We start from the raw sequence: 18,026 nt of genomic DNA, 5'->3' as shown, positions 1-18,026 counted from the left end.
AGCGTTTGAGTCAAATTCATCGAACTAAGCCGTTTCTTCTGAGGTTGATCCTGATTCCATCATTCAATCGGGCCTGATGAGCGTCAGAAAACTCACGTTATGCGTTGGCGTGATTTTTGCAATTCTATTTGCCAAACGGGTTCTCCAATCACCTAATTTTGCCATGCAAGGCAATCCGGCAGTGGAATGACTCACGCTGGCGATAACGAGAGTGTCTATATGAATGTGAATTTGTCGAATGTTTCTGCAACCAGTAAGTCATCGGTTTCCGATGCGTCTTCAAAAGTTGATGCAGAAAACCCTGAAAGCAAAGGTTTTTTTGAAACCTTAGCTGGGGTATTTACGGATTCACAAAAAGCAGAAAAGGCAGTCGCGAAGTCTGACACGCCAGAAGCATCAACAGAAATTGAAAGCGAAAGCCTGAAAGTGGCCTCGACAGGCTCTGAAGGTGAGAGCCAAGAAAAAGTCACAACAGAAGGTGAGAAGACCACGTCAACCGAATCGACCGATGCGTTGCTGATTCAAGGCGAGACAAAGGCAACAAGCGATCAAGGTAGTAAAGCGACGCCTGTAGATTCTGATGTTGACACTGTTGGGGTAAATTCATCGGTTTCAAAGAGCGGCAGTGAAGTCCCTGTTGATACAAAATTTGATTCTGGCCACGCAGGGGATACGTCCGTGGTGGCGAGTGGGACTCAAAAGAACATATCCGATACTCAAGTACAGAGTGATAACGTAAAGAGTGCGATGGGAGAAGGTCAACAGTTGCTTGGTCGAATTGAGCAAGCAAACCAAGCGCTAAAAACTAATGAGTCTTTAGTTGATAGCGGCAAAGCATTGCCACCAGAGGCAGCATTTGCAGCAAAGTCAATGATGACAGTGGATGGTAAGCCGTTATCACCAGAGCAAAAGATCGAACTAGCAGCGTCAAATACGTTACCGCAAGGTGAGATTACCGTGTCGAAACAAGGTGAAACGGTGACTTTGGATGCCGACGGTAAACCAATTGGCCCACACCCTAAGACAGAAGCACAAATTGATTGGAATTCACCAAACACTCAAGCCATGCATGCAGAAGCAACCGTAAACGCGACGACGCAAGCTGCGGTTAACGGCCAAGTTGTCACACAAGGTGCGCAGCCGGTTATTGGATCTGAGGCGTTTCAACAAACCTTGTCCGCCGACGCTGAAACGATTGACGTAAAACGCATCTCTATCGATGAACTACACGTCATCGATACAAAGTTAGCGCAAGGAAAGCCGCTTTCTAAGCAAGAGAACGATATCATTGAAGGGCTAAAAACGGGCGAACTTATTGCGGATATTCCAGAGCAAGAGTTGGCTCAATTTGTTGCCTTACCAAGTGATGTAAAAGTCGCGATGGCAGAACATCAAGCAGCTCAACACAATTCTAGAACGGTTGCTTCAATGGTGACCGCTCAGCAAGCGCATCAACTTGCCGCGCAGGAACTAAAGCATACGACCGCACAAGTGAACGCTCAAACTGCAGCAACGCCAAATGTCGATAAAGCTGCAATGTCTGTGATGCCAGAGGCACTAGCGGCTTCAACGATGAATCCTGTGAATCACGCAGCATCGAGTGCTGAATTGAGTAAGAAGGTCATGAATGCAGGCCTTGCTGCTGGCGCATTAAAAGGTGCTGCGAATAAGCAAGATAAACCGGAACCACAACCTAGTTTAGCGGGACAAATTCAAGCGGCAGCAGGTCAACAAGGTATGACAGCTCAGCAACAAACAAGAGTGGATGCCGCTCAGCAAGCTCAGTTGCCGTTGCAACTAACCAAAGAGCTGGCGAATGATCAAGTCGCTGAGAAAGTGCAAATGATGATGTCGAAGAACTTAAAGAACCTCGATATCCGTCTTGACCCACCAGAACTTGGTCGTATGCAAATCCGCATGACAATGAACAACGATCTTGCCAACGTTCATTTTACGGTAGCAAACCCACAAGCACGCGACTTGATTGAACAAACACTGCCTCGTCTAAGAGAAATGTTGGCGCAGCAAGGCATGCAACTGGCGGATTCTTCAGTGCAACAACAAAGCAGTGGTCAGCAGCAAGGTGGCTATGCGAATGCGGATCAAAATGGTCAAAGCGGACAAGGTCGTGGATTTTCTGGCCAGTCAGATGAAAACTTTGATGCCGACGTGAATCTTGATTTGAATGTGGCCTCAAAGCGTGATGGAATTAGTTTTTACGCATAAAATAGCGGCCTAGAAAAAACAGAACAATAAGAGACAGTAATGGCAGAAGAACAGCTACAAGGTGTTGATGCACCGAAAGGAAAAGGCAAACTACTGGTCATCATCATTGCGGTAGTGGTGTTGCTTATCGGTGGTGGTGCAGCAGCCTTCTTTTTAATGGGTTCTGGCGAGCCTGCGCAAGCCGCTCAAACTCAGCAAGCGCAAGCCACGACCGCTGCAGAGCCCATTGCTTACGTTAACATTGCACAACCGTTTATTTTTAACGTGACGGGTGACCGTCGCGACAGACTGGTACAAATCAAAGCACAGCTGATGGTGCGCGGTAGTGAAAATGAGCAATTAGCTCGTTACCACTCCCCACTAATTGAAAGCTCTTTGTTGTCGACTTTCGCATCGGCAACCGTAGAGCAGCTTCGTTCACCTACGGGTCGTGTGGAACTGCGAGATCGCGCTTCAGACGACATCAAAGCGGCATTGAACGCGGCAGTTGGTAAGCCAGTGATTGAGAAAGTACTGTTTACAGATTTTGTAATTCAATAGGTAAAACGTGACCGATCTATTAAGCCAAGACGAGATTGATGCGCTCCTGCATGGGGTTGACGATGTTGATGACGTCGATGAACCCATAGATGCCGGCGACGAAAGTGCCGTCAGTTTCGATTTCTCGTCTCAAGACAGGATTGTCCGTGGTCGGATGCCGACGCTCGAACTTATCAATGAGCGCTTTGCACGACACATGCGAATCAGCCTGTTTAACATGTTGCGTAAAACCGCTGAGGTGTCGATTAACGGCGTACAGATGATGAAATTTGGTGAATACCAAAATACGCTGTACGTTCCGACCAGTTTGAATATGGTGCGTTTTCGTCCACTCAAAGGCACAGCCTTGATCACCATGGAAGCACGTTTGGTGTTTATCTTGGTTGAAAACTTCTTCGGTGGTGATGGTCGTTTCCACGCTAAAATCGAAGGCCGAGAATTCACGCCAACCGAACGTCGCATCATTCAGCTTCTGCTGAAAATTGTTTTCGAAGATTACAAAGAAGCGTGGTCGCCAGTGATGGGGGTGGAATTTGAATACCTCGATTCCGAAGTGAACCCAAGTATGGCAAACATCGTGAGTCCGACCGAAGTTATTGTCGTGAGTTCATTCCACATCGAAGTTGATGGCGGTGGCGGTGACTTCCACGTAGTGATGCCTTACTCCATGGTTGAACCAATCCGCGAACTGCTTGATGCAGGTGTGCAATCCGACAAGATGGAAACTGACGTTCGTTGGAGCTCTGCTTTGCGCGAAGAAATTATGGATTGCCCGGTTAACTTCCGTGTGAACTTGTTAGAGAAAGACATCTCTCTTCGCGATTTGATGGAACTGCAGCCGGGTGATGTTATCCCGATTGAAATGCCAGAACACGCGACTATGTTCATCGAAGATTTGCCGACTTACCGTGTGAAAATGGGGCGTTCTGACGACAAGCTTGCCGTGCAAGTTTCTGAAGAAATCGAGCGTCCACACGTAGTCAAAACCGATTTAGCCTTCTTGGGTAAAGACATCATGTCTGAACTTGAGAATGACGACGATACAAACGATTAAAAATCCTTGCTAAAACAAGCCGCCAAGATGTCTCTCTCAATGTCATTGGTGACGAGACTCAAAAAGGCGTAAGCAAGGCTTAACACAGGACAGAAAAATGGAACCAAGTGACGATCAAAAGCTAGCAGACGAATGGGCAGCCGCTCTTGGCGAAGACCCGTCTGCACCTTCAATCGATGTTGATGAGATATTGGCAGCGCCACTGGAAGAGTTAAAAGATACTTCTGCTCCAATTACGGAAGATGAGCGTCGTAAACTCGACACCATCATGGATATCCCAGTGACCATCTCGATGGAAGTGGGTCGCTCGCAAATCAGTATCCGTAACCTGCTGCAATTGAACCAAGGTTCGGTTGTGGAACTTGACCGTCTAGCTGGTGAGTCATTAGATGTATTGGTTAACGGTACTTTGATTGCTCATGGTGAAGTCGTTGTCGTCAATGACAAGTTTGGTATTCGTCTGACCGACGTGATCAGCCAAACTGAACGCATTAAAAAGCTGCGCTAATATGAGCAGTTCAATCAAAACGCGATTGAAGCAAATTACAGGAGCACTCGGCTTAATGCTGAGTGCTCCTTATGCATTTGCAGCCGCGCCAACGAGTCTAGATTTAGCAACCACGTTAGGTTCTTTAGTGCTTGTGATTGGTGTGATTTTATTACTGGCTTGGTTGCTAAAACGCATGCAAGTTCCAGCGATGGGGCAACAGAAAGGGCTGCGTATTGTCAGTCAGTTACCAGTCGGCACCAAAGAGCGCATTGCGGTTGTTCAGGTTGGTGAAGAACAGTTCTTGGTTGGCATTACAAGTCAATCTATCCAAACCTTGGCCAAGCTTGAAACGCCATTGAAAGAGGAAGCGTTGGCGACCAGCGCATTTGCTAGTCAATTTAGCCAACTGATAAAAAAACATGACAAAGGATAATTCAATCCGCCTGATGCTGAGCACCTTTATGTTGCTCGTTGGCGTGCTGTTTTCTTCGCTTTCTTTTGCACAAGCAGAGGAATCATCATTGCCTGCCAATCTAGCGCAGGGCGACAGTGTGACGGTTAAGGCAATGGAGGGTGAGTCGGGCTCAAGCCGCAGTATGTCAGTGGGCAATGGTGGAGGGATTCCCGCCTTTACCATGACGACCAATGCCGATGGCAGCGAAGACTACTCGGTTACTCTACAAATTCTTGCTTTGATGACCATGCTTGGCTTCTTGCCAGCCATGGTGATTTTGATGACGTCGTTTACCCGTATCGTGGTGGTTATGTCCATCTTGCGACAGGCAATGGGTCTACAACAAACGCCTTCTAACCAAGTCATTATTGGTATCGCGCTATTTTTGACGTTCTTTATCATGTCGCCTGTCTTGAATGAAATTAACGATCAAGCGGTACAACCTTATTTGAACGAGCAAGTGACAGCACGTGAAGCCTTTGATGCGGCACAAGCGCCGATGAAAGCTTTTATGCTCAAACAAACTCGCATCAAAGATTTGGAAACCTTCGTGACCATGTCAGGTGAAGAAGTGACCAACCCAGAAGATGTCTCGATGGCGGTCTTGATCCCAGCTTTCATTACCTCTGAACTTAAGACGGCATTCCAGATCGGCTTTATGCTGTTCTTACCGTTTTTGATCATCGACCTGGTTGTTGCTTCTGTTTTGATGGCAATGGGTATGATGATGCTATCGCCAATGATCGTATCGCTGCCATTTAAGCTGATGCTGTTTGTACTGGTGGATGGGTGGAACTTGATATTGTCGACACTTGCCGGCAGTTTTGCCCTTTAGATTGGCCACAGAGAGAAGAGGGTAAGACATGACTCCAGAAATGTTTGTCGAGCTTTTCCGTGAGGCACTTTGGATGGTGCTGATCATGGTGTGTGCCATTATTATCCCCAGCTTGCTGATTGGTCTAGTCGTGGCGATTTTCCAAGCGGCAACCTCCATCAACGAACAGACGCTGAGTTTCTTGCCGCGTTTGATTGTCACTTTGTTGGCTCTGATGTTGTTCGGCCACTGGATGACGCAAATGCTGATGGAATACTTCTACGGCCTGATAGAACGCTTACCACAGGTGCTCTACTAGAGGCGCGTATGGAGTATCCAACTCATATCGTCCTAGACTGGATCGCAAACTACTTCTGGCCCTATACCCGTATCTCTGCCATGTTGATGGTGATGACGGTAACTGGGGCACGCTTCGTCTCACCTCGAATTCGCTTATACCTTGGCTTAGCGATCACCTTCGCGGTTGCGCCTGCTATTCCCGCTGTGCCACAAGACATTGAATTGCTCTCTTTCCGTGGTTTCATGACCATCGCTGAGCAAATCATTATTGGCGTTGCCATGGGCATGGTGACTCAATTTATGATCCAAACCTTTGTTCTGCTTGGTCAGATCCTCGGTATGCAATCGAGCTTGGGTTTTGCCTCCATGGTTGACCCTGCGAATGGGCAGAACACGCCACTGCTTGGTCAGCTCTTTATGTTCTTGGCAACTATGTTCTTCCTTGCCACCGATGGGCACTTAAAAATGCTGCAGCTGGTGGTGTTCAGTTTTAAAACCTTACCAATTGGTTCTGGCTCATTAGGAAGTGTCGACTTCTATGAGATGGCAAGTTGGCTAGGCATCATGTTTAAAACGGCGTTGAGTATGTCTTTATCTGGCATCATCGCATTGCTTACCATCAACTTATCATTTGGTGTAATGACGCGTGCTGCACCGCAGTTGAATATTTTCTCACTCGGTTTTGCATTCGCTTTGATGGTGGGCTTGCTGCTTTGTTGGTACATTCTGGCGGGTTTATACAGCCATTATGAATTGTTCTGGGCTGTGGGTGAGGAGCAGATTTGTAACCTCATTCGCTTGAATTGCTAGGAGGCTGGATTGGCAGAGTCAGACGGTCAAGAACGCACCGAAGAAGCCACCCCCCGACGGTTACAACAAGCCAGAGAGAAGGGGCAAGTTGCTCGATCTAAAGAGCTCGCATCCGCCTCTGTGCTGATTGTGGGCGCGATCGCCTTAATGTGGTTTGGTGATGCTTTAGCACGCTCACTGTTTTCTATTATGAGCCGTTTATTTGATCTCAAGCGAGAAGAGATCTTTGATACTGCAAAGTTGTTTGATATTGCGTTTGGCGCGATGACAGATTTGCTGTTTCCACTGTTTTTGATTCTCATCACCTTGTTTGTTGCTGCCATGATTGGAGCCGCAGGGGTCGGGGGCATCAGTTTTTCTGCTGAAGCGGCAATGCCAAAACTGTCCAAAATGAACCCACTTAGCGGTTTAAAACGTATGGTTGGTATGCAGAGTTGGGTGGAGCTTATCAAGTCCATCCTGAAAGTCGCACTTGTTACGGGGATGGCAATATACCTCATTCAAGCCTCACAAGCGGACTTGATTCAACTCAGTATGGATGTGTATCCGCAAAACATCTTCCATGCTTTGGATATCCTACTCAACTTCATTTTGCTTATCAGTTGTTCGCTGTTAATTGTGGTCGCGATCGATATTCCCTTTCAGATCTGGCAGCATGCCGATCAACTTAAGATGACCAAACAAGAGATTAAAGACGAATACAAAGAGACCGAAGGCAAGCCAGAAGTAAAAGGGCGTATTCGCATGTTGCAAAGGGAAGCCGCACAGCGCCGAATGATGGCGGATGTCCCGCAAGCGGACGTTATCATTACCAACCCTGAGCACTTTTCGGTAGCACTGCGCTATAAGCAGAAAACGGACCGTGCGCCTGTGGTGATTGCCAAAGGTACTGACCACATGGCGATGAAAATCCGAGAAGTGGCGCGTGAACATGACATTACCATTGTACCCGCTCCACCACTGGCGCGTGCGCTTTATCACACCACCGAATTAGAACAAGAAATACCCGACGGACTGTTTACTGCCGTTGCACAAGTTCTCGCATTTGTGTTCCAGCTTAAGCAATATCGTAAACGTGGCGGTCAGCGACCTAAGATCCAAGATTACGATTTGCCAATCCCACCGGAACATCGCCACTAATGAAAATAATTGCATGGGTGAAGTAGACAAAAATTCGCATTAGATCAAAGGATTGTGATTTCTTTGAGCGATTAGTCATTATTTTGGCGTTAATCATGGTACACACATTGCTTATAACGCGTTAATCAACAACAATACCTAAACTTTTAGGCTAAAGCCGTCGCGTAGTACTCATTATAAGCGTTTAATTACTGCTTTCAGTTACGTGATGCTCCAGACCGATTGAGACACCTCGCAGTATGAAGTTAAGCCTGCCATTTGCAGATAAATTGCCAAAGATCCCACAGCGTTCCATGCCTGCCATTGGTGCGCCTGTTATGGTACTGGCCACCCTTGCGATGGTGGTTTTGCCTATTCCTGCGTTCCTGCTGGATTTATTCTTCACCTTTAACATCGCCTTAGCCATGGTGGTGTTGTTAGTGACCGTTTACACACGTCGTCCACTCGACTTTGCTGCATTCCCAACTGTACTGCTTATTGCAACCTTATTGCGCCTTGCATTGAACGTGGCGTCTACGCGTGTGGTACTTCTTTACGGTCATGAAGGGGGCAACGCCGCTGGTAACGTAATCGAAGCCTTTGGTAACGTTGTGATTGGCGGTAACTACGCCGTGGGTTTGGTCGTGTTCCTAATCTTGATGATCATTAACTTTATGGTGGTCACCAAAGGTGCGGGTCGTATTTCTGAGGTAAGTGCTCGCTTCACACTGGATGCTTTACCGGGTAAGCAGATGGCGATCGACGCAGACTTGAACGCCGGTTTGATTGACCAAGACCAAGCACGCATACGCCGTTTTGAAGTGACCAAAGAAGCCGACTTCTACGGTTCAATGGATGGTGCGTCTAAGTTTGTTAAAGGCGATGCGATTGCCGGTATCTTAATCCTGTTCATCAATATCATCGGCGGTTTGTCGATTGGTATGGCACAGTATGGTTTGGGCTTCTCTGAAGCGATGCAAATCTACACGCTCCTGACCATTGGTGACGGCCTGGTGGCACAAATTCCATCGTTGCTACTGTCTATCGCTGCAGCGATGATGGTAACGCGTCAAAATACTGATGAAGACATGGGTGAGCAGCTGATTTTCCAGATGTTCGACAACCCGAAAGCTCTCATGATCACCGCTGCCATTCTTGGTGTGATGGGTATCGTGCCGGGTATGCCGCATTTCTCGTTCTTGTCATTAGCCGCTGTTGCTGGTGCTGCTGCTTACTGGCTTGATAAGAAGCAAAAACAAAAAGCCAAAGAACCGGCCTTACCCGCCAAAGCGGAAGATGGCAGCGAACCCATTTCTCAACGCGAATTGTCATGGGATGATGTACAACCAGTCGATATCATCGGTCTGGAAGTGGGCTACCGTTTGATCCCATTGGTGGACCGAGACCAAGGTGGCGAACTGCTTGAACGTGTTAAAGGCGTGCGTAAAAAGCTCTCTCAAGACTTCGGTTTCCTTATTCCTGCGGTTCATATCCGCGACAACCTAGAACTGACCCCAAACAGCTATCGTATTACCTTGATGGGCGTTGCTGTTGGTGAGGCCGAGATTCGTCCCGACCAAGAACTAGCGATTAACCCTGGCCAGGTTTACGGCATGATTGAAGGCGAACCAACCATGGACCCAGCGTTCGGTCTTGAAGCGGTTTGGATTCGTGAAGAGCAACGTGAACATGCACAAGCTCTTGGTTATACCGTTGTTGATTCTTCTACTGTATTGGCGACGCACCTAAGTCAACTACTCACCAACAACGCATCACAGCTGATTGGTCATGAAGAAGTACAGAACCTATTGGAAATGCTTGGTCGTAGCGCACCTAAGTTGGTGGAGAACTTCGTCCCTGATCAACTGCAATTAGGTGTGGTGGTCAAAGTGCTACAAAACCTACTTAACGAAGCCATCCCTATTCGCGATATCAGAACCATAGTGCAGACGTTGGCCGAGTACTCGAGTAAGAGTCAAGAACCTGACATTTTAACGGCAGCGGTGCGCATTAGCCTGAAGCGACTAATTGTTCAGGAAATCAATGGTATAGAACCAGAGTTGCCGGTGATAACACTCATTCCTGAACTGGAACAAATATTGCATCAAACCATGCAGGCATCAGGGGGCGAATCTGCGGGCATAGAACCGGGGTTAGCCGAGCGACTTCAGTCGTCCTTGAGCCAAGCGACACAAGAGCAAGAACTGAAAGGTGAGCCTGCGGTTCTGCTGACGTCTGGCGTATTGCGTTCCACACTGGCGAAGTTTGTTAAGAACACAATACCTAACCTCCGCGTACTGTCTTACCAAGAAATACCGGACGAGAAACAGATCAGAATTGTGCAAGCCGTGGGTAACTGATCCCGCGCATCATTAATGGATTCATAGTTTGAAGATTAAACGATTTTTTGCCAAAGACATGCGAACGGCGCTGCTCCAAGTGAAAGAAGAACTTGGTGCAGAAGCGGTGATCATGTCGAATAAGAAAGTGGCGGGCGGTGTCGAGATCGTTGCGGCAATAGATGGTGAGTCCAATGCGGCACCGTCTTCGCAAGCGCAGTCGCTTCCTAATCGCAGCGCAGCTCAATCGAATCGTTATAGCGAACCTCGTCAAATGTCATCATCCGCGTCTGAGCGTTATCAAGATCGCCGTTTAGATGAAGACAGAATCAGCCTAAACGCGAACAATGAAAAATCAGGCTCGATGACAAAACGTTTCGCGAACATGCTCAAGCAATACAGTGGCGGTGCCGCTGAGTCAGATGACCACGTAGCGGAAAATGAAGATTCGCTATCGGCATTGTTGCAACGCCAAAATAAGCATCGTGAAAGCTATAACCAAGAAAAGCCAGCGCCTTACCAACCAGACTCGCCCTTGGCGAAGTTGATTGCTCAAGACAGCCGTTTTGAGCGTCCGACGCCAAAGTTGGACCCAACCCGCTACGATCGCCGCCGTCCTGCGGATGAGCGTGAAGACGCAGCGGATGAGCTGGAGAACATGCGAGAAGAGATGACATCAATTCGTCGTCTGCTTGAGCACCAAGTCTCTGGTTTGATGTGGCAAGAAGTTGAGCGCCGTGAGCCTCTAAGAGCCATGCTGATCAAACGTTTAGAGCGAATGGGTGTGTCCCCGGAGCTTGCGGATCAAATGGCATGCTATATCCCAGAAGACACTAAACCAGCGCGAGCGTGGAAAGCACTGCTTTCTCTTGTTGCAGATCAAATCACGATTCCAAAACAAGATATTTTAAAGCGTGGTGGCGTGGTTGCACTGCTTGGCCCGACAGGAGTGGGTAAAACCACGACCGTTGCGAAGCTGGCAGCACGTGCGGCTATGGAGTTTGGTGCCGATAACGTAGCCCTTGTGACAACAGATACATATCGCATAGGTGCGCATGAGCAGCTCTCAATTTACGGAAGAATTATGGGTTGTCCCGTAAGAGTTGCTAAAGATTCTAACGAGTTAGCCGATGTTATATATCAGCTACGAAACAGAAGACTGATTTTGGTCGATACGGCAGGGATGGGGCAGCGAGATGTAAGGCTCTCTGAACAGCTTGATACCCTGATGCAAGAGAGCGGAGAAGTGATTCATAGCTACCTTGTTTTGCCAGCTACCGCACAACGTCGTGTTCTACAAGAAACACTGGATCATTTCCGACGCATTCCGCTGTCGGGCTGTATTTTGACTAAGCTTGATGAATCATTGAGCTTGGGTGAATTTATCAGCGTCGTGATTCAGAATGCGATGCCAGTGGCATACATCGCCAATGGTCAGCGCGTGCCAGAAGACATTGTGATAGCACAACCAAAATACATGATTGCGAAAGCAAATGAACTGTTAGAGAAGTCGACAGAGAACGAACCTCACTTTTGGAACAGTGACAGCGAAGGACTCTAGGGCGGCGGACTACTATGACTGAGAATATGATACACGATCAAGCAAGCGGCCTCCGTCGCTTAACACAACCATCATTGACTAAAGTAATTGCTGTTACTGGCGGCAAGGGTGGTGTGGGTAAATCAAACGTAACACTGGGTCTGGCGATCTGTATGGCTCGCCAAGGCAAGAAGGTGATGGTTCTCGATGCTGACCTAGGTCTAGCCAATGTGGACGTTATGCTCGGAATCCGTTCAAAACGTAACCTTGGGCATGTCCTTGCGGGTGAATGTGAGCTAAAAGATGCGATTGTTGAAGGCCCTTATGGTATAAAGATAGTCCCTGCAACTTCTGGCACACAAAGCATGACCGAGCTATCTCCTGCTCAACATGCTGGACTCATCCGTGCATTTGGTAGTCTTGAAGAAGAAATGGACGTACTGCTGATTGATACAGCAGCGGGCATTTCTGACATGGTGATTAGTTTTTCACGAGCAGCTCAAGATGTTGTGGTTGTTGTCTGTGACGAGCCGACTTCTATCACAGATGCCTACGCATTAATCAAGTTGTTGAGTAAAGAACATCAGGTCCAACGCTTCAAAGTTGTTGCAAATATGGTCAGAAGCTACCGTGAAGGCAGAGAATTATTCGCAAAGTTGACGCTAGTCACAGAGCGCTTCTTGAATGTCAGCCTTGAACTCGTAGCATGTATTCCATTGGATGACAAAGTTCGACAAGCCGTTAAACGACAAAAGATCGTTGTGGATGCATTCCCTCGTTCTCCAGCGGCTTTAGCAATCAGCTCATTAGCGAACAAAGCACTAACGTGGCCACTGCCGAAAACACCAAGTGGACACCTAGAGTTCTTTGTTGAAAGGTTGCTAAATCGTACTGAATTCACAGAGGACCCTTTTGGTGAATAAAGCGATTACCTACGACCAACATGGCAAGTTTAATAGCCAGCAGGCGTTCATTGAACGTTATTCTGTGTTGGTCAAGCGTATTGCTCATCACCTGTTAGGCCGTTTACCGCCGAGTGTTCAGGTAGAGGATTTAATTCAGGCCGGCATGATCGGTCTTATCGAAGCTCAGCAGAATTATGATGGTTCTAAAGGTGCGAGCTTTGAAACTTATGCAGGTATCCGTATTCGCGGTGCAATGTTAGATGACATTCGCAAAGGCGACTGGGTACCTCGTTCTGTTCATAAAAATAATCGTGAAATTAACCAAGCGGTAGCGGAGCTGGAAGGCATCTTAAATCGCGACCCGTCTGACTCTGAAGTCGCAGCGCATCTTGGTATGACACTAGATCAATACCACAGTGCGTTGACCGACATAAATTGTTCAAGGTTAGTGGGTATCGAAGATTTAGGTGTTTCTGATGACGTGATTTCACCAGCGGACGAAACCGATGACAGCAACCCATTTAAGGGCGTAGCTGATGAATCGTTTCGAAAAGCACTGGTTGAATCAATAAAACAGCTTCCGGAGCGTGAAGCTTTGGTACTTTCGCTTTATTATGACGAAGAACTCAATTTGAAAGAGATTGGCGATGTGTTGGGCGTAAGCGAATCTCGCGTAAGCCAAATACTGAGTCAAGCGATGCAACGTTTACGCACCAAGCTCAGTGCGTGGACACAAAATGACTAAACACACTGATTTTACGATTCAGTGGAGGCAATTTTGAATAAAAACATGAAGATCCTTATTGTTGACGATTTCTCAACAATGCGCCGTATTGTTAAAAACCTGCTTCGTGACTTGGGTTTCAATAACACTCAAGAAGCGGACGACGGTTTAACTGCATTACCAATGCTGAAAAAAGGTGACTTCGATTTTGTTGTAACTGACTGGAATATGCCAGGTATGCAAGGCATCGACTTGCTTAAACACATCCGTGCAGATGCAGAATTAAAGCACCTTCCTGTTCTTATGATCACAGCAGAAGCTAAACGTGAGCAGATCATTGAAGCAGCACAAGCAGGCGTTAACGGCTATATCGTTAAGCCATTTACCGCTGCAACACTAAAAGAAAAATTAGATAAAATTTTCGAACGTTTATAACTCTCTCTTTTTCTTTGTTACTCGAGTCATCACTCCTAATACCTAATACAAAAGGGTGGCTCGGTTGACGCTCAAAAAAGCAAAAGAAAGCACTAAACGTAAAAAAGGGTCTATTCAGGATGATCTCACTAGAGCAGGCGAAGTCGCTCGTTCAGATGCTAGAAAACGGGGAACAGGACCAAGCTAACACGCTTGTTGCCTCGATATATGAAGGCGACGGGAATCCGATGCTTAAAGAAATCGGAACATTAACCCGTGACCTTCATGATTCACTTAAGCAGTTCAACCTCGATCAGCGCATGACAGAAATTGCAAAAGCCGAGATACCGGATGCAAGAGACCGTCTGCAATATGTGATTGATAAAACTGAACTGGCAGCAAACAAAACGATGGATGCGGTTGAGTGCTGTTTACCTATCGCTGATAACCTGCATGAGTGCCTTCAACAAGTTCGACCTCAGTGGAACGAACTCATGCACGGACGCATTGAATTAAGCGATTTCAAAACACTTTGTCACCGTATCGATGAACTATTAGTTCAAGTCGAAGGTGACAGTACTGAGTTGCGCGGTCAACTGACCGAAATTCTTATGGCACAGGACTTCCAAGACTTAACGGGTCAAATTATTCGCCGTGTGATCACGCTTTCTAATGAAGTGGAAGATCGCTTGGTTGAGATCTTGACCGTCTTTTCTGCAAATAAACCAGAAGAACAGACTCAAGTTTTGCCAGAACCGTCAGATAAAAAGATTAAACAATCAAGCGAAGCTGAAGGCCCTATTCTGAATCCGGAACTTAGGGAAGATGCGGTTTCATCGCAGGACGAAGTCGACGATTTGTTGTCCAGTCTTGGATTTTAAAGGTAACGTATGAGCTACGATTTAGACGAAGATATTCTTCAGGACTTTCTCATTGAGGCTGGAGAAATCCTAGAGCTGCTGTCTGAGCAGCTGGTTGAACTGGAAAATAACCCAGAAGACAAAGATCTCCTAAACGCGATTTTCCGCGGCTTCCACACCGTAAAAGGTGGTGCTGGTTTCCTATCATTAGCAGAGCTTGTTGACACTTGTCACGGTGCTGAGAACGTGTTTGACGTGTTAAGAAACGGTCAGCGTTCTGTATCGCCAAGCTTGATGGACACCATGTTAAAAGCGCTGGATACAGTCAATACGCAATTCCAAGCGGTGCAAGATCGTGAGCCACTAGATGCGGCAGATCCAGCATTGTTGGAAGAGCTTCACCGTTTGTGCAAGCCAGAGTCAGAAGACGAGGTTGCTACGGTCGCAGAAGCACCAGTTGTAACGCCAGAGATTCCTGAACCTGCTATCGAGCAGCCTGCTGCGCCAGTAGAAGCAAGCACAGCTCCAGTGAGTGTTGGGTCCGTGGATGAAATTACTCAAGACGAGTTCGAGAAACTGCTTGATGAACTGCACGGCAAAGGCTCAGCACCAGGTGCATTAACGCCTGTACCGGCTGCTCCTGCAACGCCTACTCAATCGAATGCTCCGGCAACCGATAGCGGTGATATTACTGACGATGAGTTCGAGAGGTTACTCGACGAGCTACATGGTGTTGGTAAGAGCCCATCTGCTTCTGAAATTGCTCCAGTTGAGCCGCCAAAAGCGGCAGAACCTGCTGCGCCAGCCGGCTCTGCATTTTCGAACGACAGCGATTTGATGACGGATGAAGAGTTTGAAAAACTCCTCGACGAATTGCATGGTTCAGGCAAAGGTCCTTCTCTTGAAGAGCTCGATTTTGCGACTAAGCCTGCATCAGCAAACGTTGTTCCAGAAGCGCCAAAAGCGGAACCCGCTCCAGCTCCTCAACCAGTTCCAGTAGCGGCTGCGCCTTCTCCTGCACCTGCTTCTGCTCCAAAGCCAGAAGCAAAACCGGTTGCGGTAAAAGAAGAAGCGAAAGCGCCAGCGGTTAAGAAACCACAAGCAGAAGCGACAGTACGTGTTGATACTTCGACGCTAGACACCATCATGAACATGGTTGGTGAGCTTGTATTGGTGCGTAACCGTCTACTAAGCTTGGGTTTGAACAGCAACGACGAAGAAATGTCGAAAGCGGTAGCAAACCTAGACGTCGTGACTGCAGACCTTCAAGGTGCAGTGATGAAAACGCGCATGCAGCCAATCAAGAAAGTATTTGGCCGTTTCCCACGCGTTGTTCGCGACTTGGCGCGTAACCTAAATAAAGACATCGTGCTTGAAATGCGCGGTGAAGAAACCGACCTAGATAAAAACCTAGTAGAGGCGCTAGCGGATCCATTGATCCACTTGGTGCGTAACTCGGTTGACCACGGCATTGAAATGCCAGACGACCGCGCGAAAGCAGGTAAATCTCGTACTGGTAAAGTTATCCTATCTGCGTCACAAGAAGGCGATCATATCGAACTGGCTATCGTTGATGATGGCGGTGGTATGGATCCGAACAAACTTCGTGGTATCGCCGTGAAACGCGGCATGATGGATGAAGATGCGGCTGCGCGCCTGTCTGACAAAGAGTGTTTCAATTTGATCTTTGCTCCTGGTTTCTCAAGCAAAGATAAGATTTCTGATATCTCAGGTCGTGGTGTTGGTATGGACGTGGTAAAAACCGCGATCAATACACTAAATGGCTCTATCGATATTGACTCTGAATTAGGTAAGGGTACGAAGATTACGATCAAAGTACCGCTTACATTGGCAATTCTACCGACGCTAATGGTTGGCGTTGGCGGTCACCCATTTGCACTACCTCTGGCTTCTGTTAACGAGATCTTCCACTTAGATCTTAGCCGCACGAATGTGGTAGATGGCCAGCTGACGATCATCGTACGTGATAAATCTATTCCACTGTTTTACTTGCAGAACTGGTTGGCTTCTAAGTCTCCACGAGTACAAGAGCGTACGGGGCACGGTCATGTTGTTATCGTACAGATCGGCAGCCAACGTGTTGGTTTCGTGGTGGATACGCTTATCGGCCAAGAAGAAGTGGTTATCAAGCCATTAGACAATCTATTGCAAGGCACGCCAGGTATGGCAGGTGCGACTATCACGAGTGATGGCCACATCGCATTGATTCTTGATGTGCCAGACCTACTTAAGCAATATGCTGCGGCTTCACGCATTTAAGCGAAGCTGGGGTTTATAAAAGGAATAAAATGGCGATTAAAGTACTAGTCGTTGATGATTCGAGTTTTTTCCGTCGTCGCGTAAGCGAAATCATCAACTCAGAATCGCGCCTAGAAGTGATTGACGTTGCGGTTAACGGCAGAGAAGCGGTAGAAAAAGCCAAATCTCTCAAACCTGACGTCATCACGATGGATATTGAAATGCCAGTCATGGACGGTATTACTGCCGTTCGTGAAATCATGGCTGCGTCTCCCACGCCAATCCTGATGTTTTCGTCCCTGACGCATGATGGGGCGAGAGCGACACTTGATGCACTAGACGCTGGTGCGTTGGATTTCTTACCGAAGAAATTCGAAGACATCGCACGTAATCGCGATGAAGCGGTATCGCTGCTCCAACAACGAGTGATCCAAATTGCTTCCAAGCGTGCGTTTATGCGCCGTCCTATTGCGAAACCAGCGGCGACAACGGCTAATTCGACATCGACAACACGTCCTTTAGCATCTCGTTCAGCTACGCCAATGGCATCTGCACCAAGTCGCGCTATGGCTGCGAAATTCCGCGCGTCTGGTAAGAAGTATCAGTTAACGGCTATTGGCACTTCAACCGGTGGCCCTGTTGCGCTGCAAAAAATTCTAACTCGCTTACCTGTAAACTACCCGCACCCAATCGTGCTTATTCAACATATGCCAGCGACTTTTACCGCGGCGTTTGCGAGTCGTCTAAACACGCTATGCAAAATCCAAGTGAAAGAAGCGCAAGATGGTGATGTGTTGCAAGCTGGCGTTGCTTATCTTGCCCCAGGCGGCAAACAGATGATGGTTGATGGTCGTGCTGGTGCTGCTCGTCTTCGTATTATTGATGGTGGCGACCGTATGAACTACAAACCTTGTGTTGACGTAACGTTTGGCTCGGCGGCAAAAGTCTACGGTGACAAAGTCTTGTCGATGGTACTGACCGGCATGGGTGCTGATGGTCGTGAAGGTGCGCGTATGCTGAAATCGGCTGGCTCAACTATTTGGGCTCAAGACGAAGAAAGCTGCGTCGTCTACGGCATGCCTCAAGCGGTTGCGAAAGCGGGTATATCCACTGAAGATTTACCTCTTGACCGTATTGCTGAGCGCATGCTGGTCGAAGTCGGCTTAGCGTAGGAAAAA

General features: G+C 47.7%; 17 protein-coding genes. All 17 read left to right on the top strand.

Going from position 1 to position 18,026, the window contains the following annotated elements; translation table 11 throughout:
- Positions 1–219 precede the first annotated feature (219 nt).
- The 17 genes from L1076_RS07560 (at position 220) to L1076_RS07480 (ending at position 18,020) form a co-directional block, all read left to right on the top strand.
- Positions 220–2,226 (top strand): flagellar hook-length control protein FliK, encoded by a 2,007-nt coding sequence (locus L1076_RS07560; RefSeq protein WP_237303550.1) that lies wholly within the window; start codon positions 220–222, stop codon positions 2,224–2,226.
- 39 nt (positions 2,227–2,265) lie between these two features.
- On the top strand, positions 2,266–2,766 hold the full coding sequence (fliL, locus tag L1076_RS07555) for a flagellar basal body-associated protein FliL (protein WP_237303464.1): 501 nt from the start codon (positions 2,266–2,268) through the stop codon (positions 2,764–2,766).
- 7 nt (positions 2,767–2,773) lie between these two features.
- The gene (gene fliM / locus L1076_RS07550; protein ID WP_038872083.1) at positions 2,774–3,820 is read left to right on the top strand and encodes a flagellar motor switch protein FliM; all 1,047 of its coding nucleotides are present in this window, start codon (positions 2,774–2,776) and stop codon (positions 3,818–3,820) included.
- Positions 3,821–3,917: 97 nt separating this feature from the next.
- Entirely contained in the window at positions 3,918–4,328 is a 411-nt protein-coding gene (gene fliN / locus L1076_RS07545) for a flagellar motor switch protein FliN (protein WP_005438697.1), read from the top strand.
- A 1-nt stretch (position 4,329) separates the two neighbouring features.
- The gene (gene fliO / locus L1076_RS07540; protein WP_038872081.1) at positions 4,330–4,743 is read left to right on the top strand and encodes a flagellar biosynthetic protein FliO; all 414 of its coding nucleotides are present in this window, start codon (positions 4,330–4,332) and stop codon (positions 4,741–4,743) included.
- Positions 4,730–5,599 (top strand): flagellar type III secretion system pore protein FliP, encoded by an 870-nt coding sequence (gene fliP / locus L1076_RS07535; protein WP_039974181.1) that lies wholly within the window; start codon positions 4,730–4,732, stop codon positions 5,597–5,599. Before fliO ends, fliP begins: the two co-directional genes overlap by 14 nt.
- A 28-nt stretch (positions 5,600–5,627) precedes the next feature.
- Complete coding sequence (gene fliQ, locus L1076_RS07530) at positions 5,628–5,897, top strand: flagellar biosynthesis protein FliQ (RefSeq protein WP_005380488.1); 270 nt, start codon at positions 5,628–5,630, stop codon at positions 5,895–5,897.
- An 8-nt stretch (positions 5,898–5,905) separates the two neighbouring features.
- Positions 5,906–6,688: a flagellar biosynthetic protein FliR gene (fliR, locus tag L1076_RS07525; RefSeq protein WP_038872076.1), complete on the top strand. Its 783-nt coding sequence runs from the start codon at positions 5,906–5,908 to the stop codon at positions 6,686–6,688.
- A 9-nt stretch (positions 6,689–6,697) separates the two neighbouring features.
- A complete protein-coding gene (gene flhB / locus L1076_RS07520) occupies positions 6,698–7,828 on the top strand; it encodes a flagellar biosynthesis protein FlhB (protein WP_038872074.1) in 1,131 nt (376 codons plus the stop codon).
- 239 nt (positions 7,829–8,067) lie between these two features.
- Positions 8,068–10,167, top strand: a complete 2,100-nt coding sequence (gene flhA, locus L1076_RS07515) for a flagellar biosynthesis protein FlhA (protein WP_237303463.1) — start codon at positions 8,068–8,070, stop codon at positions 10,165–10,167.
- Positions 10,168–10,195: 28 nt separating this feature from the next.
- Entirely contained in the window at positions 10,196–11,707 is a 1,512-nt protein-coding gene (gene flhF, locus L1076_RS07510; RefSeq protein WP_237303462.1) for a flagellar biosynthesis protein FlhF, read from the top strand.
- A 14-nt stretch (positions 11,708–11,721) separates the two neighbouring features.
- On the top strand, positions 11,722–12,609 hold the full coding sequence (locus L1076_RS07505; RefSeq protein ID WP_038882135.1) for a MinD/ParA family protein: 888 nt from the start codon (positions 11,722–11,724) through the stop codon (positions 12,607–12,609).
- Positions 12,602–13,336 (top strand): RNA polymerase sigma factor FliA, encoded by a 735-nt coding sequence (locus L1076_RS07500; RefSeq protein WP_038882136.1) that lies wholly within the window; start codon positions 12,602–12,604, stop codon positions 13,334–13,336. The genes L1076_RS07505 and L1076_RS07500 overlap by 8 nt, the downstream gene beginning before the upstream one ends.
- 45 nt (positions 13,337–13,381) lie before the next feature.
- Entirely contained in the window at positions 13,382–13,750 is a 369-nt protein-coding gene (gene cheY, locus L1076_RS07495; RefSeq protein WP_017635949.1) for a chemotaxis response regulator CheY, read from the top strand.
- Positions 13,751–13,869: 119 nt separating this feature from the next.
- Positions 13,870–14,610, top strand: a complete 741-nt coding sequence (locus L1076_RS07490) for a protein phosphatase CheZ (RefSeq protein ID WP_038872065.1) — start codon at positions 13,870–13,872, stop codon at positions 14,608–14,610.
- A 9-nt stretch (positions 14,611–14,619) separates the two neighbouring features.
- Positions 14,620–16,869 carry a chemotaxis protein CheA gene (locus tag L1076_RS07485; protein WP_237303461.1) on the top strand — a complete coding sequence of 750 codons (2,250 nt, stop codon included), beginning with the start codon at positions 14,620–14,622 and terminating at the stop codon, positions 16,867–16,869.
- Positions 16,870–16,898: 29 nt separating this feature from the next.
- Positions 16,899–18,020: a chemotaxis response regulator protein-glutamate methylesterase gene (locus L1076_RS07480; protein ID WP_237303460.1), complete on the top strand. Its 1,122-nt coding sequence runs from the start codon at positions 16,899–16,901 to the stop codon at positions 18,018–18,020.
- Positions 18,021–18,026 lie beyond the last annotated feature (6 nt).

The organism is Vibrio sp. MMG023 (assembly GCF_021654215.1).
Lineage (GTDB): Bacteria > Pseudomonadota > Gammaproteobacteria > Enterobacterales > Vibrionaceae > Vibrio > Vibrio jasicida.
The sequence above is the reverse complement of the archived record's forward strand: the minus strand, read 5'-3'. Positions and strand labels throughout refer to the sequence as shown.